We start from the raw sequence: 22506 nt of genomic DNA on the forward strand, positions 1-22506 counted from the left end.
ATCGCGGTGTTTTCCGCGGGCCGCGCGCTTGCTTCAAGTGGCTTTTTTGCTAGCAAAGGCGTACTGCAATTTTTCCGCCAGCTCTTCGCTGCGGTAAGGCTTCTGCACAATAAAGTCTTCGTCGTCATTCAGCCCGCCCAGTTCGGCATAGCCGGTCACGAACACTACGGGCAACTGCGGGTAGCGCTGGCGAGCAATCTGGGCCAGTTCGGCGCCGTTCATACCGGGCATGGCGAAATCAGCCAACAGTAGGTCAATTCCCTCATCAAGCTTGCTCAGGGCTTCGGCGCCGCTGTTGGCTTCACGCACCTGGTAACCCAGCGCGTCGAGGGTCAGGGCGGTGACCTCGCGCACGTGTGGGTCATCGTCGACCAGCAGGATCGTGCGCTGTGCACCGTACTCGGCGTTGGGCTGTGGTTGGCTGGATATTTCGTCGATTGGTTTGATGATGTCGCGCAGCCCCGGGAGGTAAACCTTGACCGTGGTGCCTGCGCCCATTTCCGTAAGGATGCGTGCACCGCCGCCGGACTGCTTGGCAAAACCGAATACCTGAGCCAGACCGAGGCCTGAGCCCTTGCCAATTTCCTTGGTGGTGAAGAACGGCTCGAAGGCCTTGGCCAGTACCGCTTCGCTCATGCCGCTGCCGGAATCCTGCACCGATAGCACTACATACTCCCCTGCTTCAGGGTCTTCCGGCCGCTGCGGCGCTTGGCTGATCACCTCGTTACTAGTGCTCAGGCGCAGCGTGCCGCCCACGGCCATTGCATCGCGGGCATTGATTGCCAGATTGAGGATGATCAGTTCGATCTGCGTCGGGTCGACCCGCGCGTGCCACAGGCCTGGCTCGGTGGTGGTTTCGATCAGCACACTGCCGCCCAGGGTGCTCTTGAGCAGTTCCAGCATGCCGTGGACGGTTTCGCCCAGATTGACCGCTTCCGGTACCAGACGCTGGCGCCGCGAGAAAGCTAGCAGTTGGCCGGTGAGCTTGGCGCCGCGTTCGCCGGCGTCGGTGATGTTTTGAAGGCGGCTGCGAGCTTTGTCCAGATTGCCCTTTTCCAGGTCACGGATCAGGAAGCTGGTGCTGGTCAGTACCACCGTCAGCAGGTTGTTGAAGTCGTGGGCCACACCCGCAGTGAGCTGGCCGACGGCTTCCAGGCGCTGCATTTGCTGCAAGGTCGCCTCGACGCGCTCGCGCTCGTCGATCTGCTCACGCAGTTGCTGGTTGGTGGAGGCCAGCTCCTCGACCACGGCACGCTCATGAGTGATGTCGCGCACGGCGGCGTAGAGTAAGTCGTCGTCACGAACCAGAATCCATGACAACCAGTGGTAGTCACCACTAACGTGGCGCATGCGGTTGACGAAGCGCACCGAGACATTTGCCGACGTGACCCGCTCGATCTGCATCAGCGTTGCGGTGAGATCGTCGGCATGCACCAGTTCCCAAAGCGGCCCTTGGGTCAGTTGCTGGCGTGACCAGCCGAGGGTTTGCTCCCAGGCCGGGTTGAGTGCACTGGGGTGCATGTCGAAACGCAGTACGGCGAGCAAATCGCGTGACAATTCCCAGTTGCGGTCACGCTCGCGGGTGCGCTTCTCGACGCGCTCGCCGAGCATGTCGTTGAGGCGCAGCAGGGCTTCGTTGGCCTGCTTCTGTTCGGTGATGTCGTGCAGCACACCGAGGAAACGCGTGCAGGTGCCCTGATCGAAAAAGGCCTGGCCACGGGCGGAAATCCAGCGTTCGCTGCCATTGCTCAACGGCAGGCGGAATTCAGCCTGGAACTCGTTGCCGGTGTCTTTGGACAACGCTTCGGCGACTTGCTTGCGCAGTTGCAGGCGATCATCGGCATGGCAGCGTTCGTAGAACATCGCCATGCCGACGTCAGCATCGGCATCCAGCTCATAGAGTGCCCTGCAGCGCTCGTCCCAGATCATGCTGTCGGTCGCGGGTACGTAATCCCACATGCCCATGCGTGCTGCGCCAATGGCCATTCGAGCGCGTGCTTCGACGGCTTGCAGCGTGTCTTCGACACGCCGGCGTTCCTGGCGCTCATTGACCTCGGCCATGGCCCGGTCGACGGCCTTGGGCAAGAAGGGCAGGTTCTGCTTGAGGACGTAATCGACAGCGCCCAGGCGCATCATCTCTACGGCGTGTTCTTCACCGAACATGCCGGACAGGAAGATGAAGGGCGTTCGCGGTGCCAGCCGGCGTGCAACTTCCAGCGCTTGGGCACCTGAGGAGCCGGGTAATAGATAGTCCGAAAGGATCAGATCGAAGCTGCCTTTCTGCAGTGCGAGTTCGGCCGCTTGATGGTCATAGACCAAGGTGCTGTCGACGACCAGCCCATTGCGTTCCAGTGTCAGCAGGGCCAGTTCCGCATCACGCGGACTGTCTTCGATAAACAGCAGTTTCAGAGGCTCGAGCGGCATGGAAAGGTCATCAGTTACTGTCTGGATTAGGCCTGCGCTTCAAGCGAAACCGTGTTGGTCTTCAATCGCTGCCAGATTCCGGATCGGTCTCTGCGTTGCGTCGGTGCAGGCGCAGCGAACCAGGAGGCGGCTCGTTGAGTACTGCCCAAAAAATACCAAGATCGGAGATAGCGGAGACGAATGCCTTGAATTCGACCGGCTTGACCACGTAAGCGTTCACGTTCAATTCGTAAGCTCGCTGCAGATCCGGACCTTCACGCGATGAGGTGAGCATGACAATCGGGATGCTGCGCAATTCAGGCGATTCGCGAACGGTCTCCAGCACTTGCAGACCATCGACCTTGGGCAGCTTGAGGTCGAGCATCATGATCGCCGGATTGCCGGGCAGGCGGTCGGCGTAGTCGCCACGGCGAAACAGGTAATCCAGCGCTTCTGCGCCGTCTCGCATGATGATTACATCATTGGCTAGCTGACTACGCTCCAGGGCGATCAGGGTCAGTTCCAGATCGTGGGGGTTGTCTTCGACCAGCAGAATCGGTTTTAGCATTCAAGTCCTCTTCCCGTCATCTAAGCAGCGGGGTGGTTACGTTTGGGTAGGGCGAAATAAAAGGTAGCCCCTTGATCGACAGTTCCCTCTGCCCAGACCCGGCCATCGTGTCGCTCGATTATACGTCGCACGCTGGCCAAGCCTATGCCGGTACCTTCGAATTCTTCCATGCGGTGCAGGCGTTGGAAAACCCCGAACAATTTGTCGACGTACTCCATGTTGAAGCCGACCCCGTTGTCGCGCACGAACACCACGACCTCGTCGTCGTCCTCATGGGCGCCGATGACGATCACCGCCTGCTCGCGATCTCGGCTGTATTTGATGGCATTGGCCAGCAGATTGCGCAGCGCCAAGTGGAGAAAGACCGCGTCGGCGATCACGGCTGGCAGTGGCTGCACGTGCCATTCCAGGTTGCGCCCCTCGTAGTCGGGCTTCATCTCTTCACGAATCGAGTCGACCAGAGCCTGCAGGTTGACGTCGGAGAAGCGCAATGCAGAGCGGCCCATCTGCGAGAAGCTCAGCAGGTTATCCACTAAGGTGCCGGCGAAGCGTGCCGACTCGCTGATGTGCTCGAGAAAGCGCACGCCGCGTTCTGACAGTTTGGGGCCTTCGAAGTCACCGAGTAGCTCGGCGTAGCCCGCGATATGCCGCAGTGGTGCGCGCAGGTCGTGGGACACGCTGTACGAGAACGCTTCCAGCTCTTTGTTGGATTTCTTCAGGTCGCTGGCCAATTGGGCCATTTCCTCGGCCTTGCGCAGTACGATGCCGAGTACTGCGTTGCGCAGCTCCAGGGCGCTTTCCGGCTCCTGTGGATGCCAGGGCGTGGAAAAGCCGCTTATATCTTCCTGCCAGCGCGCAAAACTGTTGCGCGGGTTGAGCGCGCCGCTGGCGCTGATGGATTTCTCAGGCTTGCCCGCCCAGTTGACGATGCGCGTCTGTTCCGGCTTGAACCAGATCAGGTAATGGGAGTGCAGCTCGGAAATGGCCACTGCCAGCACGCCGCCGACATGTTTGGCGAGCCCCGGAAGCTCCGGAATATCGCGGCTGACGTTGTCGGTCTGGAACAGCTCTTCACCGTTGCGGGCACCCAGCCACTGCACCAGTGCGTTGACTTGATCGCGGGGCGGCGTTTGCCCGAGCAGGTCGCAACGTGATGAGGAAATGATCGCTGCACCGCTGGCCTGAACGAAGTTCAGGAAGGTATCGGGCAGCGATAGCAAGCCTTCACTGACGCTGTCGCGGTCGGCCATGGCCGAGAGCATCTGCACGATGTACTGGCGCAATTGCAGCAGGTGCTGGGTGCGTGCCTGTGCGATCTTCGCTTCGATCTGCAGCGACAACATGCGGCCTAGCAGCTCGCAGGCCGTTCTGGTCTGGAAGCCGACCGGGCGCGCATGCGCGTGGTGGCAGGAAATCAGCCCCCAGAGCTGCCCTTCGACCACGATGGAGATCGACATCGAAGCGATGGTCTGCATGTTGCGCATGTACTGCAGGTGCACCGGCGACACGCTGCGCAGGGCCGCATAGCTGAGATCCAGCGGCTTGCCGGTCTGCGGGTTGAGCGACGGGCGCAGGGCGGAAGGCTGGTAGTTGGCGTCTTCGATCACGCGGATGCGATTGCCCACGTACAGCGCGCGCGCTTGGGGCGGGATATCCGCAGCGGGAAAGCTCAGGCCCAGATAGCTGGGGTAATCAGGATCGACGCGTTCGGCAAGCACCAGGCCATTACCCTCGGTATCGAAGCTATAAGCCTTGACCCGGCCGAACCCGGTGATGCGTTTCACTTCGTCCACTGACAGGCGGCACAACTCATCGACGCTGTCGGCGTCCTGCAGATGGCCGATGAACGTGCGCACCATCGGGTAGAGGTTGTTGTAAGCCGCGACCACATTGCTGGTCGGCTCGAATTCGGCAATCAGCACGCTGTCGTAGCAGTGCGCCATCATGGCGGTCAGTTGGCCGCTGCGGCTGCCTTCGCGGAAGCGCACATCGCCGATGTGAAACGGTGTAGTTTCATCGTGGGACAACTGCGCCAGGCGCTCGGTCAGCGAGTCGCTGTCTTCGAGCAGCCTGTTCAGGTGTTGGCCCAGCAGGTGATCCGGCTCGAGGCCCAGCCACTCGACGACGTTCTCGCTCACCTGCAGCACCGTGAGCGCCTGCTTGTCGAACACCACCATGAATCCCTGAGGCTGAATGCTGCCGGGAATATGGATGGGTTCTTTGGCGCAGTTGGCGATCGCGCTGCTCAATGAGGTGATGGTTTCGCTGGTCGCCAAGCGTTTCTCCTTCGGTTCCCGGCCGATCTGCATGAACGGTCTCGAGGGCGGATGCCTTGGTGCGGTGGGAGGAGGGCCGCTACAGCCTAGGACAACGGCGCGTGGGGATTTTCTCCGTGAATCTGTTCTGTCTGCGCAGGCAGTCTGCACGGTCTCGAATGCCGGGTAAACCGTAACGCGGTGTAATCAATGTGTAAGGCCATTACACCCTGACTGCCGGGTGTCTAGGAACTTAGCCGCGCCGTACACCTCTCATGATGCGGTCTGCCGTACCGACAGATTGCAACATTCCTTGGGCACACTGCCCGCATTTGAACACGAGAATCGCCATGATATCTGCTGCCAAGCGGGCTTTTTCCCGGCTGCCCGTTCTGCGCCCATGGGCGTGGCTGCTGTTGCTGATCCTGCTCGTTGCTGGTTATCAGATGCGGGCTCTGCACCTGGACGACCGTCTTTATTACTGGCTGACCACCCCGGCGGTCTCGGAATGGGCACCGAACAGCCTGTTTTCCCATAAGTACAAGGTTCAGATCGATGCCAAGGTAGTCAGCGGCGTAAGCGATAACCTTTCGGCCTTGAGCTACGACGACCAACGCGACCAGTTGTGGGCGGTGCTCAATAATCCCGAAGAGCTGCTGGCCATGAGCAAGGACGGCGAAGTGCTGGCGCGTTACCCGTTGAGCGGCTTTAGCGATGTTGAGGGCGTGACCTACCTGGGCGATGGCATGCTGCTGCTCGCCGAAGAGCGCTCGCACGCGCTGGTGGTGGTGCCGGTGCCGAAACGCTCTGGCGCCTTGTTCCGTGAGGACTATCGCGCTCTGACCCTGGGCATCCAGCGTGACGGCAACCAGGGCTTCGAAGGCGTGGGTTACGACCGGGCGCGGGATCGGCTGTTCGTGGTCAAGGAGCATTCGCCCATGAAGCTCTACGAAATCCGCGGTTTCAAAAGCAGCGTGAACGGTAACTTCGGCCTGGAAATCATCGACCACGACGATTGGATTCGCGATTCGGTATTCGCGTCCGACCTGTCATCGGTGCACTTCGACGAGCACACCGGCAACCTGGCGCTGCTCAGTGACGAGTCCAAACGGATCATGGAACTGGACGGCGAGACCGGCGAGCTGGTCGGTTTCCGCACCCTGGACAGTGACTTTGCCGGCCTCGGCAAGTCGGTGCCCCAGGGCGAAGGCATGACCTTCGACGATGAAGGCAATCTGTATATCGTCAGCGAACCCAATCTGTTCTATCGCTTCGGCCGTGGTTAGCAGCCGCCGCGCCGAGCATTTGTAGGAGCGTCGCCCCGGCGCGAATCGACGGCAGCTTCATCGCCATATCGGTGCTGCCCGCATGATTCGCCCTGGGGGCGGGGCTCCTACAATGGAATATTCTCGCCGCCCCTACTTCGTCGGCTCTCCTAGCGCGGTGGATACTGGCTCAGCACCCGCCCCACGGTTTCACGGATTACCGTCTCGCGCTGCGCGGGATTACCCTCGTCGTTGCGCATGATGCGTTCGTCACTGCCGCGCCAGACCAGCTTGCCGTCCTTGCCATCGAACAGGTCGATTTGCACGGTGGCGACCTTGTAATCGACGGTACGGGTTTCGTTGTAGGCCGGGCCGCCCCAGTAATTGCCCCAGTAGCCGCCGAAACCGCCACCAAAGCCGGTGCTGACCTGCTGCTGGCGCTGGTCGACGATCAACCACACCTGTACGCGCAGATCCCCCGCGGCACCAGCCGCTGCAGGGCGCAGGCCGCGCTGGTCGAGCTGATCGCCCACTGCGCCGCGCAGACGCTGCTCGGTCAGGTCGCTGCGAATCCGTGGATCATCGGGCTTGTACTGCACGGCCGGTTCCTGCCAGCTCCAACTGCGGTAGCCGGCGAAGTCGCGGCTGGCATCGAAGTCACGGTTGATTTGCTGGCTTTGGCAGGCGCCGAGCAGCAACAGGACGGGGATCAGTAGCAAAGGCAGGCGGCGCATAAGAGTTCTCCTGAATCAGTCAGACATCGAGGGTCATGCCGGCGGATATTCGCCCAGTGCGTCGCTTACCGCCTTGCGCAGGGCCTCGGCGCGTTCCGCCTGGCTGCCGCTGCTGCGCATTTCTGCCTGGCCGCTCCACACCTGTTCTCCGCTGCGGCCGTCAAAGAAGTCGATACGCACCACCACGACCTCTTCTTCATAGTTGCGAGTCAGCGGAACGCGGGCGCCCACGCCAACACCGTTGCCGTAATAACCGCGGTTGCCGTAGCTGCCATAGCCACCTCCATAGTAGGGATCGTAGCTGTCAGCGACCTGACGTACGCGGCGTTCCAGGCGCGTATCGGTGCGCACCTTGAGGTCGGCAGCGGCATTGCCCTGGGTGGGGCGTAAGCCGCGTTGATCGAGGGCATTGTTGAGGGCGTCCTGCACCAGATCCGCACTGGCCCAGGCGCTGCCCGCCGGGCGCTGCTGCCAGGCCCAGCTGCGATAGGCCGCGTAGTCGCGCGGCGCGGCGGGGTAGGCGCTACGGTCGAAATGGTTGGCCGCACCGGGCGGGGCCGGCGGTATTGGTACTGAATCCGTGGTGTACGGGTTCTGGCTCTGGCAGGCCGCCAGGGCAGTGGTGAGCAGCAACAGCGCGATGCGTTTCATGACGGTTCTCCTGGCAGAGCAGGCGTTCAGCGTGGCCGACAGATCCAGTGCAGGTAGCGTCCGAGTCCGGCGAATGCCGGGTGACGACGGTGTGCCAATTCCATTTCCAGCAAGTCGGCGAGCTCGGCCTTGGCCTGGAATTCCCGAGGCATGTAATCATGAAAGACCCGTACGCCGCTCTCCTGTTCGACCTGCCAGTGAGCGGCAAGTTGCGACTTCAATTCGCGCGGATCGAGGGGGCGTTGCGGCGTCAGGCTCTGCTTTTCGCCGGCGAATTCGTCCTTGCGCAACTTGCGCAGGTGGCCCTTGAGCAGGTTGCGGTAGATCAGCGCGTCCTTGTTGTAGAAGGCCAGAGACAGCCAGCCATCCGCCGCGGTCAGGCCATGCAGGGCCGGGAGGATGGCGGCTGGCTCGGCCAGCCATTCGAGCACCGCGTGGCAGATGACCACGTCGAAGGGCGCTTCGAAACGGCCCGCTAATTCTTGCCACGGCGCGTGAATGAAGGTTGCCTCGGCACCCGCTTCGGCGAAACGCGCGCGGGCGCCGGCCAGCATCGGTTCGGCAGGCTCGGCGAGGGTGACCTGATGGCCGCGCTGCGCCAGCCACAGAGCCATATGGCCAAGCCCGGCGCCGACATCGAGCACCCGCAGTGGGCGTTCCGGGAGTGCCTCGGTGAGGTCAGCCTGCAGCACGGCGAGGCGGATTGCACCCTTGGCGCCGCCGTAGATCTTCTCGGCGAAGCGGGTCGCCAGTTCGTCGAAGTGACGGTCGCTCATCAGCTAAACCGCCGTTCGCTGTCGGCCAGCTTGGCACGGACTACCTGTTCCATGTCCAGGCCCAACTCGCTGCACAGCAGGAGCAGATAAAGCACCACGTCACCGACTTCCTGCCCAGCATGTTCGAGCTTGTCAGCCGGCAGGCTGCGCGACTGATCCTCACTGAGCCACTGGAAGATCTCCACCAGCTCGGCCATTTCCACACTGGCGGCCATGGCCAGGTTCTTCGGGGCGTGGAATTGTTGCCAGTCGTTGCGATCACGAATGGCGTGCAGGCGAGCGGTAAGTTCGGCGATGTTCATGCGGTGACCTTAGGCGGTAGCCGCGCATTCTTTCACGACGCTTATATGACCTGCCAGTAGCCGACCATATGTGGCACATCTTCTTTGCCCTGCAAATCGAACTGGCCCTCTGCCGCGGGCAGGCTGGCGCGCATACGGACGCTGCTCGGCAGCCGCACCGGCTTCTGGAAGCGCACTTCGACGCTGTAGCCAGAGGCGGGCAGATGCGCCTGCAACGCCGCCAGGGCTCGCGCCTTGTTCCACAAGCCATGGGCGATGGCGCGCGGGAAGCCAAAGGGCTTGGCGGTCAGTGCCGAAAGGTGGATGGGGTTGTAGTCGCCGGAGATCCGCGCATAACGACGGCCGATATTGGCGGGCGCCTGCCATTGCGTCAGTTCGTCCATCGGCAGGCTGGCAGGGTCGCTGCGGCCAACCGTCGGGCCATCCAGCTTCATGCCACGGCAGAGCAGGCGGCTGTCACCTTCCCAGAGCAGGCCGAGTTGATCCTCAAGGCGGGTGATGACGCTGAACACCGCGCCCTTCTCATGGGGCACCAGGTTGCTGGCTTCCACGCTCAAGGTGAAGGGGCCGAGCCCCGCGAGTTGGCGAATCACCCGGATACGATTTTCCAGGTGCACCAGGCCGAGCAGCGGAAAGGGAAAGTCGGGCTCGGTGAGCAGCTTCATCTGTAGCGCGAAAGCCAGCACATGAGGGTAAGTGGCCGGCAGTCTGGCATCGTCTGTGAACCCGCACAGTTCGCGGTAGCGGGCCAAGTGGTTGGTGTCGACGCTGACCTGACAGCGTAGCCCCCGGTGCGGTAGCACCTTGCCGGTGATACCACGACGCATCGCCGCGCGCAGGAGCAGGCCGGGCAGGGCTGGTGGGGTGTGCAGATCGAGCCATTCGGTTGCCATCGTGCGCTCCAGTGCAGAATGAGATTCAGCGTACTTTCGCCGAGATTTGGGACAGTAGCCAGCATGGATTGGTGCCCGCTGGGCATGAGCCGGGCGCGGATCGCTAAAGCCGCCTACGCTTGTTGTCATCCAGTCAGGCAAGGAAGAGTCCAGCATGCATGCAATTTCCCTTCAGGCTGTGCCCTGATGCGGTCGATCACGGATGCGCCGCAACTGTCGTACCTGCTCAACCCGTTGTTACAACGCTCGCTGGGTGAGGCGCGCCTGGATCTGGTGAGCCAGGTGCGTGAGCTCATCGATCAGCTCCTTATCGACGGCGCCACCCTGGAGCAGGTTGCCGCTCGTTTGCAGATGCCGGCGCGACGTTTACGCGAGCAGCTGGCACAGGCGGACGTGCGCTTTAACGACATGGTCAATGACCGTCGCAGCCACCTGGCCAAGCGCCTGTTGCTGGAGACCGACGAGCGCATCGAGCTGATCGCCGAGCGCACCGGGTTTTCCGAGCCAAGTACCTTCTACCGCGCGTTCAAGCGCTGGGTCGGTGAGACACCGGTGGAGTTTCGCCGCCGCGGTCGGTTGCCGGCAACCGACCGCGGTGCCTCCTGATCAGGCCCCCAGCAGACTCTGCCCGCACACCCGCAGCACCTGGCCGCTGACGGCGCCGGAACCGGGCTGGGCGAACCAGGCCACGGCTTCGGCGACATCCTGGGGCAGGCCGCCCTGATTCATGGCATTCATGCGCCGCCCGGCCTCGCGGATGGTGAAGGGGATGGCGGCAGTCATGCTGGTTTCGATAAAGCCCGGTGCCACAGCGTTGATGCTGATGCCGCGCTCGGCCAGCGACGGCGCCCAGCTTTGAGCCAGGCCGATCAGCCCGGCCTTGCTGGTTGCATAGTTGGTTTGCCCGACATTACCGGCGATGCCGCTCAGCGAGGCGATCAGCACCACCCGTCCGTTATCACGCAAGGCACCGGCCTGCAGCAGGGCCTCGGTGAGCCGCTGCGGTGCGCGCAGGTTGACGTCGATCACCGACTCCCAAAGCTCTTCACTCATCTTCGCCAGAGTCTTGTCGCGCGTGATGCCGGCGTTGTGCACGACGATATCCACACCTTGCGGCAGGGCCTCGAGCAGTTTGGCGGGCGCGTCGTCGGCACAGATATCCAGCGCCAGGCTGCGCCCACCAAGGCGCGAGGCCAGGGCATCGAGAGCATCCTTGGCCTGCGGTACATCCAGCAACAAAACTTCGGCACCGTCACGGGCCAGGGTTTCGGCGATGGCGGCGCCGATGCCGCGGCTGGCCCCGGTGACCAATGCGGTTTTGCCGGCCAGTGGGCGCGTCCAGTCGTTGACCTGTTGCGCACAGGGCTGCAGGCGCAGCACCTGGGCGGAGACATAGGCGCTCTTGGGGGAGAGCAGGAAGCGCAGCGCGCCTTCCAGCTGGGACTCCGCGCCCTGATCGACATGCAGCAGCTGCACGGTGCCGCCTCGGCGGATCTCTTTGGCCAGGGAGCGGGTGAAGCCTTCCAGAGCACGCTGCACGCTGGACGCCTGGGGATCGTCGAGCGTCTGTGGCGCGCGACCGAGCACCACGACATGCGGGCAACGACCCAGGTTCTTCAGTGCAGGCTGGAAGAACTGGCGCAGGGCGTCGAGCTCCTCGAAGCGTTTCAGGCTGCTGGCATCGAACACCAGTCCCTTGAGCTTGGGGCCGTGCTCGGCGGTCCAACGCGGCAGACCGTACTGGTCATCGAGAGCGGCGAAGGTTTCGTCGGTCAGGCGGCTGGCAAAGGCTGCCACTGCAGCGCCCAGCTCGCCGTCGCCGCCAATCAGCAACGCACCTTCCAGAGGCCTGTTGCGGCCCGCTACCCAGCGCTCCAGGGGCAGCGGAGCGGGCAGCCCGAGCGCGCCGACCAGGCGGCGTCCGGTAGGCGTATTGGCGAAGTTGAGGTAGCGATCAGACATGGAACAGACTCCAGGGCAGAAACTCAAAGAGGTTGACCACTGTACGCCATCACTCGTTTCATGCATCGACAGCAGCCCAACGACCGGCCACCGAGTCGGTGAATCGGCACACCAAAGTGCCGCAAAATATTACCTGCAAGGAGCCGTACATGAGCCTGCCGCGCCGGGTCGCCATCGTTGGTGGCAACCGTATTCCCTTCGCCCGTTCCAATAGCGCCTACGCCACGGCCAGCAACCAGGCCATGCTCACCAGCGCGCTGGACGGCCTGATCGAGCGCTACAACCTGCATGGCGAGCGTCTCGGCGAGGTAGTCGCAGGGGCGGTGCTCAAGCACTCAAGGGACTTCAACCTGACCCGCGAATGCGTGCTCGGCTCGCGCCTGGCCCCCGAAACGCCGGCCTATGACCTGCAACAGGCCTGCGGCACCGGGTTGGAGGCCGCACTGCTGGTCGCCAACAAGATCGCGCTGGGGCAGATCGAGTGCGGTATCGCCGGTGGCGTGGACACCACTTCGGATGCGCCTATCGGCGTGAATGAGGGCCTGCGCAAGATCCTGTTACAAGCCAATCGCAGTAAGAGCACCGGCGACAAGATCAAGGCGCTGCTGCAGATCCGTCCGCGGCACCTGGCACCCTCGCTGCCACGCAATGGTGAGCCGCGTACCGGTTTGTCCATGGGGCAGCACTGTGAGCTGATGGCGCAACACTGGGCCATCCCCCGCGACGAGCAGGATCAGTTGGCCGTTGAGAGCCATCGCAAACTCGCCGCCGCTTATGCCGAAGGCTGGCAGGACGATCTGCTGACGCCGTTTCTCGGCCTCACCCGCGACCAGAACCTGCGTCCCGATATCGACCTGGCCAAGTTGGCAACCCTCAAACCGGTGTTCGAGCGTGGCCAGCGCGGCACCCTGACCGCGGCCAACTCGACGCCGCTGACCGATGGTGCGTCGCTGGTGCTGCTCGCCAGCGAAGAATGGGCCAAGGCTCGCGGCCTGCCGATTCTTGCCTACTGGCGCGATGGCGAGGCGGCGGCGGTGGATTTCGTCAAAGGCCACGAGGGGCTGCTGATGGCCCCGGTTTATGCGGTGCCGCGCTTGTTGGCGCGCAACGGCCTGACCCTGCAGGACTTCGATTACTACGAAATCCACGAAGCCTTTGCAGCTCAGGTGTTGTGCACGCTCAAGGCCTGGGAGGACGCCGATTATTGCCGCACGAAGCTTGGGCTGGAGCAGCCGCTGGGCAGCATCGACCGCGCGAAGCTCAACATCAAGGGCAGCTCCCTGGCTGCCGGCCATCCGTTCGCCGCAACCGGCGGGCGCATCGTCGCCAACCTGGCCAAGCTGCTGTCGGTGGCCGGCGAAGGCCGCGGCCTGATCTCTATCTGCGCCGCAGGCGGCCAGGGCGTTACCGCGATTCTGGAGCGCTGAGTCAGTCAGAACGTAGCCCGTGTCGAGCGCAGCGACACGCGGGAGCCGCTGTCCTGGGGATCGCTGCGCTTAACGCCAGGCTACGGGGAGAGCTTGCCCGATCGGTCTTTGCGGCTGATCGTCTCGGCTTCGGCCTTGAGCAAGGCGGCCTTGCGCGCCACACCCCAGCGGTAGCCGCCGAGGCTGCCATCGGCTGAGGTAACGCGGTGGCAGGGCACCAGTAGGCCCAGTGGATTGCTGGCACAGGCCCGAGCGATGGCGCGTGGATGACTGCCAAGGCTGGCGGCCAGTTGTCCGTAGGTGCGTGTCTGTCCCGTGGGAATGGCTCGCAAGGCTTGCCATACCTGCTGCTGAAAGGCCGTGCCGCGTAGATCCAGAGGCAGGCTGCTAGCGCGTGCCGGTTCCTCTATCTGCCTCAGCACCTCGTTCAGCCATCCCTGCAGTGCCCTGTCTTCGCGTTGCAGCGTTGCCGCAGGAAAGCGCTGACGCAGCTCCGCCTCCACCGCGCTCTCGGACCCGCCGAACAATACGGCGCAGAGGCCCTTGTCGCTGCTCGCCAGCAGCAGGTAGCCGAGTGGGCAGGGTGCCACGGCCATGCGCAACAGTTCCCCCGCTGCCCCCTTGCGTCGGCTGGCTGCGCTCACGCCATCGGCTCGTTCGTAGAGCGCTCGGGTACTGGAGTAACCGCTGTTCAGCGCAGCATCGAGCAGCGAATCCGCCTGGGGCAGTTCGAGTTCCAGGCGCTCACGTTGGCGGGCGCTGACCCAGGCCTTGGGCGTCATCCCGGTGCGGGCTTTGAAGGCTCTGGTCAGGTGTGACGGGGATAGCCCGATGCGCGCAGCAAGCTCGACAAGTGTTGGCGGTTTGTCGGCCTCATCGAGCAGGCGACAGGCCGCTGTCACCAGTGAATCGAGTTGCTCGGCCGGGCTGCTGCCCTGTGGCGTGCAGCGTTTGCAGGGTCGATAGCCCGCTGCCTCGGCTTGCGCAGGTGTGGCATGGAAGCTGACATTCTCACGACGCGGCCGGCGTGCCGGGCAACTGGGGCGGCAGTAAATACCGGTCGAGCGCACGGCGAAGACGAATTGACCGTCCTGCGTCGAGTCGCGCTCGCACACAGCCCGCCAGTGGCGTTCTTGCGGCATGATCACCTCCTGTAACAGTGTCGTGATTGTCCGCAGTCGCCGTGTTCCACGCCAGTGCCAATCACGCTTTCAAACTGTGCGGCGCCGGCGCATTTTCTGCAGAGGCTGGGCGCTGCCTCAGGATTGCCGTATAAAAGGGCCGCATAGACCACTGAGGACCCTGATAAAAGCTGATGAAGACGCCAAAACGCATTGAGCCCCTGGTCGAAGACGGCCTGGTGGACGAGGTGATACGCCCTTTGATGAGCGGTAAGGAAGCAGCGGTCTATGTGGTGCGTTGCGGTACCGAACTGCGCTGCGCCAAGGTCTACAAAGAGGCCAACAAGCGTGGTTTCCGCCAGGCCGCCGAGTATCAGGAAGGGCGCAAGGTACGCAACAGCCGTGATGCACGGGCTATGGCCAAAGGCTCCAAGTATGGTCGCAAGGGACAGGAAGACGCCTGGCAGAACGCCGAGGTGGCGGCCCTGTTTCGCCTGGCCAGCGCCGGCGTCCGGGTGCCCAAGCCCTATGACTTTCTCGAAGGTGTGCTGCTCATGGAGCTGGTCGGTGACGGCGAGGGTGGCGTAGCGCCGCGCCTCAACGACGTCGACCTGCACCCCGAAGACGCCCGCGAATTCCACGCGTTCATGATCGACGAAATCGTCAAGATGCTCTGCGCCGGCCTGGTGCATGGTGACTTGTCCGAGTTCAACGTGCTGCTCGGCCCTGAAGGCCCGGTGATCATCGATCTGCCTCAGGCGGTGGATGCGGCGGGTAACAACCACGCCTTCAAGATGCTCGAACGTGACGTCGGCAACATGGCCGCCTATTTCGGCCAGTTCGCACCGGAGCTCAAGTTCACCAAGTACGCCAAGGAAATGTGGGCGCTCTACGAAGACGGCAAGCTGACGCCCGATAGCGTGTTGACCGGTGAATTCGATGACCCCGAGGACGACGCCGACGTCGATGCCGTGCTGCGCGAGATCAAGGCCGCTCTGGCCGATGAAGCGCGTCGCCAGGCCGTGCTCAACGCCGAGGACGAGCCCAAGGACAGCGAGCCGCCTCCGCCCTGGGAGCGCTGAATGTGGCCGGAGTTTAGTGGAGGTGGGCTAAAGCCCACCCTACCGCTGAAGCGGATCGCCGTACGGCCCGTCCTGCTACGTGATCGTGCCCTGAAACGGTGAGTTAAAGGGTGTGATGCTCTATTTTGGTTCGCTGTGCCCGTGTCTGTTTTAACTGTCTGCTGTCTTCATCCCTGTCTGAATTCCCCGCCATTGCTGAGCTGCAGCGTTTCTCGAAACGTTGGCATGCAACCTGCTATTCACTCCCTGTGACCTGCCTGACCGTGCAGGCACCCTGGCCGCTTCGGCTGCCAGCGGTGATGAGCCTGGGCAATGTGGCCCGCCATCCCCCAAAACTACATAACTGAATCCAAGGCAAAGACGCCTGAAGCTGACAACAGCTCCAGGCGTCTTTTTTTTGCGTTGCAGAAAACCGTGATACCGCAGCAGACAGAGGGCAGGCTATGAATTCCATCGTCACATCGATCAAGCGCGAGAACCTGATCGTCATCGGCAACGGTATGGTCGGCCACCACTGTGTGGAGCAGTTGATCGCCAGCGGTGCCCTGCATCGCTATCAGGTGCACGTGTATGGTGAAGAGAGCCAGCGCGCTTACGACCGTGTGCACCTGTCCGAGTACTTTTCCGGCAAGGATGCCGAAGCCCTGGCCCTGGGCGAGCCTGATCTGTACGCCCGCAATGGCGTACACCTGCACCTCGGCGAGCAGGTGCTGGAGATCGACCGCGAGAACCGCGAAGTCGTCACCATCAAGGGCCGTCGCGGCTACGACCGTCTGGTGCTGGCCACCGGTTCCTACCCGTTCGTGCCGCCGATTCCGGGCGCCGAGGGCAATTCGCGCCTGGTCTACCGCACTCTGGACGACCTTGACGGCATCCGCGCTGCCGCGACCAACGCCCGCCGTGGTGTGGTGGTCGGCGGTGGCCTGCTCGGCTTAGAGGCGGCCAACGCGCTGAAGTCACTTGGTCTGGAAGCCCACGTGGTGGAGTTCGCACCGCGCCTGATGCCGGTACAGCTGGATAACGACGGTGGCGACGCACTGCGGGCGCGCATCGAAGCCCTTGGCGTTGGCGTACACCTGTCGCGTGCTACCCAGGAGATCGTCATCGGTGAGGAATACGCCTACCGGATGAAATTTAATGACGGCGAATTCTTGGAAACCGACCTGATCGTGTTTTCCGCCGGTATTCGTCCGCAGGATGCCCTTGGCCGTGCCGCCGGCCTCGACATCGCGACCCGCGGTGGCGTGGTGGTCGACAACGACTGCCGTACCAGCGACCCGGCAATTTTCGCCATCGGCGAATGCGCGTCCTGGAATGGCATGGTCTTCGGTCTGGTCGCGCCGGGCTATTCGATGGCCCGCAACGTCGCCGCGCAATTGGCCGGCGAGCAGCACGAACTGTTCACTGGCGCCGATATGTCGACCAAGCTCAAGCTGCTTGGCGTCGACGTCGGTTCCATCGGCGATGCCCACGCCGCTACGCCGGGCGCCAAGAGCTATCGCTACATCGACGAAGCCAATGCCAGCTACCGCCGCCTGGTGGTCTCGCCGGATGGTCAGCACGTCATCGGCGCCGTGCTGGTCGGCGACAACAGCTATTACGACACCCTGCTGCAGTACGCCCAGAACGGCATCAAGCTGCCGGCCGATCCGTCCAGCCTGATCCTGCCGCTGTCCGACGGCGCGCCGACCCTGGGCGCCGATGCGTTGCCAGATAGCGCGACCATCTGCTCCTGCCACAACGTCAGCAAGGGCGCGGTGTGCTGCCAGGTAGACGCCGGCATCACCGATCTCGGCGAGCTGAAGGCCATCACCAAGGCCGGTAGCGGTTGCGGTGGTTGCAGCGCCTTGCTCAAACAAGTCTTCGAGCATGAGCTGAGCGCCCGCGGCGTGGCGGTCGACAAGAGCCTCTGCGAACACTTCGCCCATACCCGTCAGGAGCTGTACGCCATCGTCCGGGTGGAAGGCGTGCTCAGTTTCGAGGAGCTGCTGGCCAAGCACGGCCGCGGCCACACCGGCTGCGATATCTGCAAGCCGGCAGTCGGTTCGATCCTGGCGTCGTGTTGGAACCAGCCGATCACCGACCCGTCGCTGATCCCGCTGCAGGACACCAACGACACCTTCATGGCCAACATGCAGAAGAACGGTACCTACTCGGTGGTGCCGCGTATTCCTGGCGGCGAGATCACCCCGGACGGGCTGATCGCCATCGGCGCCGTGGCGAAGAAATATGACCTCTACACCAAGATCACCGGCGGTCAGCGTATCGACCTGTTCGGCGCGCAGTTGCACGAACTGCCGGAAATCTGGAGCGAGCTGATCGCCGCCGGCTTCGAGACCGGGCATGCCTACGGCAAGTCGCTGCGTACCGTGAAGTCCTGCGTGGGCAGCACCTGGTGCCGTTACGGCGTGCAGGACAGCGTCGGCATGGCGCTGCGCCTGGAGGATCGCTACAAGGGCCTGCGCTCGCCGCACAAGATCAAGTTCGCGGTCAGCGGCTGTACCCGTGAGTGTGCCGAAGCGCAGAGCAAGGACATCGGCGTGATCGCCACCGACAAGGGCTGGAACCTCTATGTGTGCGGCAACGGCGGCATGCGCCCGCGGCACGCCGAGCTGTTCGCCACAGACCTTGATGACGAAGCGCTGATCCGCACCATCGACCGCGTGCTGATGTTCTACGTGCGCACCGCCGACAAGCTGCAGCGCACCTCGGTATGGCGCGAGTCGCTGGAAGGCGGTCTGGATTACCTCAAGGCGGTGATCCTCGACGACAGCCTGGGCCTGGGCAATGAGCTGGAAGCGCAGATGCAACTGGTGGTCGACCGCTACGAGTGCGAATGGGCCGGTGCCCTCAAGGACCCGGAGAAGCTCAAGCGCTTCCGCACCTTCGTCAACGACAAGCGCGCCGACCCGGACATCCACTTCGTCAAGGAACGCGGCCAGCGCCGCCCCATGACCGCCAGTGAACTCCACCTGATTCCCGTTACCGAGGAGGTGCTTTGATGAGCCAGTCCAACGCCGTGCGTGCCCAATCGCTTCCCGCCACCGAGTGGCAACCGCTGTGCAGCAGCCAGGATCTGGTCGCCAATTCGGGCGTGGTGGCCTGGCTCGAGGGCGCGCAGATCGCCCTGTTCCATCTACCTCACAGCGAAGCCGGTGAGCAGCTGTTCGCGGTGGAAAACCGCGATCCGAAATCCGGCGCCAACGTCATCGGCCGCGGCCTGATCGGCCAGATCAAGGGTGATCTGGTGATCGCCTCGCCACTCTACAAACAGCATTTCCGCCTGGCTGACGGTACTTGCCTCGAGTACCCGGAGCAGCGCCTGCGCGTGTGGCCGGTGCGGCTCAATGGCGACACCGTGGAAATCGGCCTGGCGGGCTGATCGCGCGACGACTTACTGCGGAGGCCGAGAAGAGCGCCAGTCAGGCGTCCCGGCCCACCCGACACCTCATTCCTGTTTGCATACCTGAAAAGAGAGCATCTCCATGTCCTACCTGGTTCCCGCCGAATTCGTCACAAAGATGGTGGATGCCGGCGAGTCGAAGATCTTCATGTCGACCCGCGATACCCTGATCCGCGCCTTTATGGCCGGTGCGATTCTGGCCCTGGCGGCGGTGTTCGCCATCACCATCACCGTCCAGACTGGTTCGCCGCTGCTTGGCGCAGCGTTCTTCCCGGTCGGTTTCATCATGCTGTACCTGATGGGCTTCGACCTGCTCACCGGGGTATTCGTCCTCGCTCCGCTGGCACTGCTCGACAAGCGTCCGGGGGTCACCGTCGGTGGCGTGCTGCGCAACTGGGGGCTGGTGTTCACTGGCAACTTCGCCGGGGCACTGACAGTCGCCGTGATGATGGCTTTCGTCTTCACCTATGGCTTCTCGACCAGCGCGGGTGAGATCGGCGAGAAGATTTCGCACATCGGCGAGTCGCGCACTCTGGGCTACGCCGAGTTCGGCACGGCCGGCTGGCTGACCATTTTCCTGCGCGGCATGCTGTGCAACTGGATGGTGTCCATGGGCGTGGTCGGCGCGATGATCTCCACCACCGTCAGCGGCAAGACCATCGCCATGTGGATGCCGGTCATGCTGTTCTTCTACATGGGCTTCGAACACTCGGTGGTGAACATGTTTCTGTTCCCCTTCGGGATGATCATGGGCGGCGATTTCTCGGTGATGGACTACATGATCTGGAACGAAATTCCCACCGCGCTGGGCAACCTGGTTGGCGGCTTGGCCTTCACCGGCCTGACCCTCTACACCACGCACATCAAGACCGCACCCAAACGCACTTACAACTGAGTACCGTCAATGGCCGCTGCTGCTGAAAACCTCTGGACGGGCAGGAAGAGCCAACTGCAGGTCAGCATCGGCCAGTGCTCGGACAAGGGCCGCAAGGTACGCAATCAGGACTTTCATGGCCTCTGCGTGCCCCATGAGCCGCAACTGAGCAGCAAGGGCATCGCCATCGCCCTGGCTGACGGCATCAGCAGCAGTGACGTCAGCCACATCGCCAGTGAAACGGCGGTGGCGGCGTTCCTCTCCGACTATTTCAGTACCAGCGAAGCCTGGTCCGTGAAGACCTCGGTCACCCGTGTACTCAGCGCCACCAATGCCTGGCTGCACGCCCAGACGCGGCGCGGCCAGCATCGCTACGACATGGATCGCGGCTACGTATGCACCTTCAGCGCCTTGGTGCTGAAGTCGACCACCGCGCACCTGTTCCATGTGGGCGACACACGCATTTACCGCCTGCGCGACGGCTCTCTGGAGCCGCTGACCCGGGATCACCGCGTCTGGGTCGGCCAGGAAAAGAGCTACCTGAGCCGTGCTCTGGGCATCCAGCCGCAGTTGGAGATCGACTACCAAGCGCTGGCGATCGAGAGCGGCGACCTGTTCCTGTTGGCCACAGACGGCGTCTACGAATTCGTCGATTCGCGGTTCATGACCGATTGCATCGCCGAGCACGCCGACGACCTGCAACTGGCTGCCCAGCGTATCGTCGATCAGGCGCTGGCCAATGGCAGCGACGACAACCTGACCCTGCAACTGGTACGCGTCGACAGCCTGCCGCGCGCCGAGGCCGACGAGTTGCAGCACAAGCTCGGCGAGCTGCCGTGCCCGCCGATTCTGGAAGCGCGCATGCAGTTCGACGGTTACCGCATCGTCCGTCCGCTGCACGCTAGCGCCCGCAGCCACGTGTACCTGGCCACCGATGAAGACAGCGGCGCTACCGTGGTGATCAAGACGCCTTCGCTGGATCTGCAGCACGATGCCGGCTACCTAGAGCGCTTTCTCATGGAGGAGTGGATCGCCCGGCGCGTCGACAGCCCCCACGTACTCAAAGCCTGTGCGCCGACCCGCAAGCGCAACTTCCTGTACGGCGTCAGCGAATTCATCGAAGGCCAGACCCTGGCCCAGTGGATGATCGATCACCCGCGCCCGGATCTGGAGACCGTACGCAGCATCGTCGAGCAGGTCGCCCGTGGCCTGCGTGCCTTCCACCGCCTGGAAATGCTGCATCAGGATCTGCGCCCCGCCAACCTGATGATCGATGCCACCGGTACGGTGAAGATCATCGACTTCGGCGCCACCCGCGTGGCGGGCCTGCAGGAGATCGACAGCCGCCAGACGGACGACCCGATACTCGGCACCGCGCAATACAGTGCCCCGGAATACTGGCTCGGCGAGCCGGGTACGGTGCGCTCGGACGTGTTCTCTCTGGCGGTGATTGCCTACCAGATGCTCACTGGCCGGCTGCCTTACGGAGCGGGCATGGCACGGGCACGAACCCGCACGGCCCAGGCGCGGCTGCGCTACACCCTGCTCGGCCAGCCAGAGCGCGAGCTGCCGCTGTGGCTCGATGATGTGCTGCGCAAGGCCTGTCACCCGGATCCGCTGAAGCGCTATGACGACCCTGACGAATTTGCCCATGCCTTGCGCCACCCCGGCCAGGCCCTGCTGCGCCGTGGCCGGGTGCCGCTGCTGGAGCGCAACCCGCTGTTGTTCTGGCAGGTCAGTTGCCTGCTGCTGGCGCTGACGGTGGTGGCATTGCTGGCGCGCCAGTAGTTGAAAAGGTAGCGCTACTAGGCGGTATTTCCGATGGCCGTCACTACCGCTCATGGTCTTGCCTGGCCGCTTCGTATCCACCACCCTGTGAAAGCCGTGGAGGCCCCGCCAGTGCACGCTTTCGGGGCGCTGGTGGCGAGGTAATCTAATGAAATGATTTGTCGCAAATTGTCATATTTGTTCTTCCGGCAACAGGACAGAATGCGCGCTCTGTTCAGCCATAAAGTGCGTGATCGTGGACTATCTCCTGCAACTAGCTAGCGACCCAACTGCCTGGGTCGCCCTTGCCACTCTGGTGGTAATGGAAGTGGTACTCGGCATCGACAACCTGATCTTCATTTCCATCCTCACCAACAAACTGCCCGAGCATCAGCGTGACAAAGCGCGGCGCCTGGGTATTGGTGCGGCGCTGGTACTGCGTCTGGGCCTGCTCGGCACCGTGGCGTGGATCGTCCAGTTGGTCGAGCCGGTGATCGAGCTGTTCGGCCAGGCGTTCTCCTGGAAGGACATCATCCTCATCGCCGGTGGTCTGTTCCTGCTCTGGAAGGCGACCAAGGAAATTCATCACTCCATGGATCCGGAGCCGGAAGGCGACATGTTCGTCGGCCGGGCCGCCAGCCTGGGTTTTGGCGCCGCCATCGTGCAGATCCTGCTGCTCGACCTGGTGTTCTCGGTCGATAGCATCATCACCGCCGTGGGCATGACCCCGCACGTGCCGATCATGGTCATCGCTGTGGTGGCAGCCGTTACCGTGATGCTGGTCGCGGCCAACCCGTTGGCGCGCTTCATCGCCGCCAACCCAACCGTGGTGATGCTGGCCCTAGGCTTCCTCATCATGATCGGCATGACGCTGATCGCCGAAGGTTTCGGTGCCCACGTGCCGAAGGGCTACATCTACGCGGCTATGGCGTTCTCCGCCATCATCGAAGGCCTCAACATGTTCTCCCGCCGGGCCAAGCGTAAAGCGGCTGCCGAGGCCAACAAGGCGCCTTGAACCGGTAC

General features: G+C 63.0%; 18 protein-coding genes and 1 pseudogene. 9 read left to right on the plus strand and 10 right to left on the minus strand.

The window, feature by feature from the left end:
- Positions 1-33 precede the first annotated feature (33 nt).
- From ACZ3GY_RS00215 to ACZ3GY_RS00225, 3 genes are all read right to left on the minus strand, one after another.
- Positions 34-2424 carry a hybrid sensor histidine kinase/response regulator gene (locus ACZ3GY_RS00215; RefSeq protein WP_463563414.1) on the minus strand — a complete coding sequence of 797 codons (2391 nt, stop codon included), beginning with the start codon at positions 2422-2424 and terminating at the stop codon, positions 34-36.
- 61 nt (positions 2425-2485) lie between these two features.
- Positions 2486-2971: a response regulator gene (locus ACZ3GY_RS00220; RefSeq protein WP_225835795.1), complete on the minus strand. Its 486-nt coding sequence runs from the start codon at positions 2969-2971 to the stop codon at positions 2486-2488.
- 20 nt (positions 2972-2991) lie between these two features.
- Positions 2992-5280 (minus strand): ATP-binding protein, encoded by a 2289-nt coding sequence (locus tag ACZ3GY_RS00225; RefSeq protein WP_465908518.1) that lies wholly within the window; start codon positions 5278-5280, stop codon positions 2992-2994.
- Positions 5281-5576: 296 nt separating this feature from the next.
- On the opposite strand from ACZ3GY_RS00225, the gene ACZ3GY_RS00230 reads away from it, so the two are divergent.
- On the plus strand, positions 5577-6512 hold the full coding sequence (locus tag ACZ3GY_RS00230) for an SdiA-regulated domain-containing protein (RefSeq protein WP_465908519.1): 936 nt from the start codon (positions 5577-5579) through the stop codon (positions 6510-6512).
- Between the two features lie 149 nt (positions 6513-6661).
- Here ACZ3GY_RS00230 and ACZ3GY_RS00235 read toward each other — a convergent pair whose 3' ends face one another.
- The 5 genes from ACZ3GY_RS00235 to ACZ3GY_RS00255 are packed head-to-tail and all read right to left on the minus strand — an operon-like array spanning position 6662 to position 9847.
- Positions 6662-7225, minus strand: coding sequence for a DUF4136 domain-containing protein (locus ACZ3GY_RS00235; protein ID WP_463563417.1), 564 nt, complete (start codon positions 7223-7225; stop codon positions 6662-6664).
- A gap of 33 nt (positions 7226-7258) precedes the next feature.
- Positions 7259-7876 carry a DUF4136 domain-containing protein gene (locus ACZ3GY_RS00240; protein ID WP_225835788.1) on the minus strand — a complete coding sequence of 206 codons (618 nt, stop codon included), beginning with the start codon at positions 7874-7876 and terminating at the stop codon, positions 7259-7261.
- A gap of 26 nt (positions 7877-7902) precedes the next feature.
- Positions 7903-8652, minus strand: coding sequence for a methyltransferase domain-containing protein (locus ACZ3GY_RS00245; RefSeq protein WP_465908520.1), 750 nt, complete (start codon positions 8650-8652; stop codon positions 7903-7905).
- A complete protein-coding gene (locus tag ACZ3GY_RS00250) occupies positions 8652-8954 on the minus strand; it encodes a MazG-like family protein (RefSeq protein WP_465908521.1) in 303 nt (100 codons plus the stop codon). The genes ACZ3GY_RS00245 and ACZ3GY_RS00250 overlap by 1 nt, the downstream gene beginning before the upstream one ends.
- A 41-nt stretch (positions 8955-8995) precedes the next feature.
- Complete coding sequence (locus ACZ3GY_RS00255) at positions 8996-9847, minus strand: MaoC family dehydratase (RefSeq protein WP_465908523.1); 852 nt, start codon at positions 9845-9847, stop codon at positions 8996-8998.
- A 240-nt stretch (positions 9848-10087) separates the two neighbouring features.
- On the opposite strand from ACZ3GY_RS00255, the pseudogene ACZ3GY_RS00260 reads away from it, so the two are divergent.
- Positions 10088-10453, plus strand: a pseudogene (locus ACZ3GY_RS00260) (helix-turn-helix transcriptional regulator); the annotation flags it as partial.
- On the opposite strand, the gene ACZ3GY_RS00265 reads toward ACZ3GY_RS00260, so the two are convergent.
- The gene (locus ACZ3GY_RS00265) at positions 10454-11809 is read right to left on the minus strand and encodes a 3-oxoacyl-ACP reductase (protein WP_465908524.1); all 1356 of its coding nucleotides are present in this window, start codon (positions 11807-11809) and stop codon (positions 10454-10456) included.
- Positions 11810-11958: 149 nt separating this feature from the next.
- Between ACZ3GY_RS00265 and ACZ3GY_RS00270 the strand changes: the two genes are divergently transcribed.
- Positions 11959-13236: an acetyl-CoA C-acetyltransferase gene (locus tag ACZ3GY_RS00270; RefSeq protein ID WP_465908525.1), complete on the plus strand. Its 1278-nt coding sequence runs from the start codon at positions 11959-11961 to the stop codon at positions 13234-13236.
- An 80-nt stretch (positions 13237-13316) separates the two neighbouring features.
- On the opposite strand, the gene ada is transcribed toward ACZ3GY_RS00270, so the two are convergent.
- Positions 13317-14381 (minus strand): bifunctional DNA-binding transcriptional regulator/O6-methylguanine-DNA methyltransferase Ada, encoded by a 1065-nt coding sequence (gene ada, locus ACZ3GY_RS00275; protein WP_465909204.1) that lies wholly within the window; start codon positions 14379-14381, stop codon positions 13317-13319.
- A 170-nt stretch (positions 14382-14551) separates the two neighbouring features.
- On the opposite strand from ada, the gene ACZ3GY_RS00280 reads away from it, so the two are divergent.
- The 6 genes from ACZ3GY_RS00280 (at position 14552) to ACZ3GY_RS00305 (ending at position 22498) form a co-directional block, all read left to right on the plus strand.
- Positions 14552-15439 (plus strand): PA4780 family RIO1-like protein kinase, encoded by an 888-nt coding sequence (locus tag ACZ3GY_RS00280; RefSeq protein WP_225835773.1) that lies wholly within the window; start codon positions 14552-14554, stop codon positions 15437-15439.
- A 443-nt stretch (positions 15440-15882) separates the two neighbouring features.
- A complete protein-coding gene (gene nirB, locus ACZ3GY_RS00285) occupies positions 15883-18441 on the plus strand; it encodes a nitrite reductase large subunit NirB (RefSeq protein WP_465908527.1) in 2559 nt (852 codons plus the stop codon).
- Positions 18441-18821, plus strand: coding sequence for a nitrite reductase small subunit NirD (gene nirD / locus ACZ3GY_RS00290; RefSeq protein WP_465908528.1), 381 nt, complete (start codon positions 18441-18443; stop codon positions 18819-18821). Before nirB ends, nirD begins: the two co-directional genes overlap by 1 nt.
- Before the next feature lie 103 nt (positions 18822-18924).
- Positions 18925-19737 (plus strand): formate/nitrite transporter family protein, encoded by an 813-nt coding sequence (locus ACZ3GY_RS00295; RefSeq protein WP_465908530.1) that lies wholly within the window; start codon positions 18925-18927, stop codon positions 19735-19737.
- Between the two features lie 9 nt (positions 19738-19746).
- A complete protein-coding gene (locus ACZ3GY_RS00300; protein WP_465908531.1) occupies positions 19747-21504 on the plus strand; it encodes a bifunctional protein-serine/threonine kinase/phosphatase in 1758 nt (585 codons plus the stop codon).
- Positions 21505-21739: 235 nt separating this feature from the next.
- Complete coding sequence (locus ACZ3GY_RS00305; protein WP_465908532.1) at positions 21740-22498, plus strand: TerC family protein; 759 nt, start codon at positions 21740-21742, stop codon at positions 22496-22498.
- Positions 22499-22506: the final 8 nt, after the last annotated feature.

Source organism: Pseudomonas sp. PME37.24/006 (assembly GCF_055556635.1).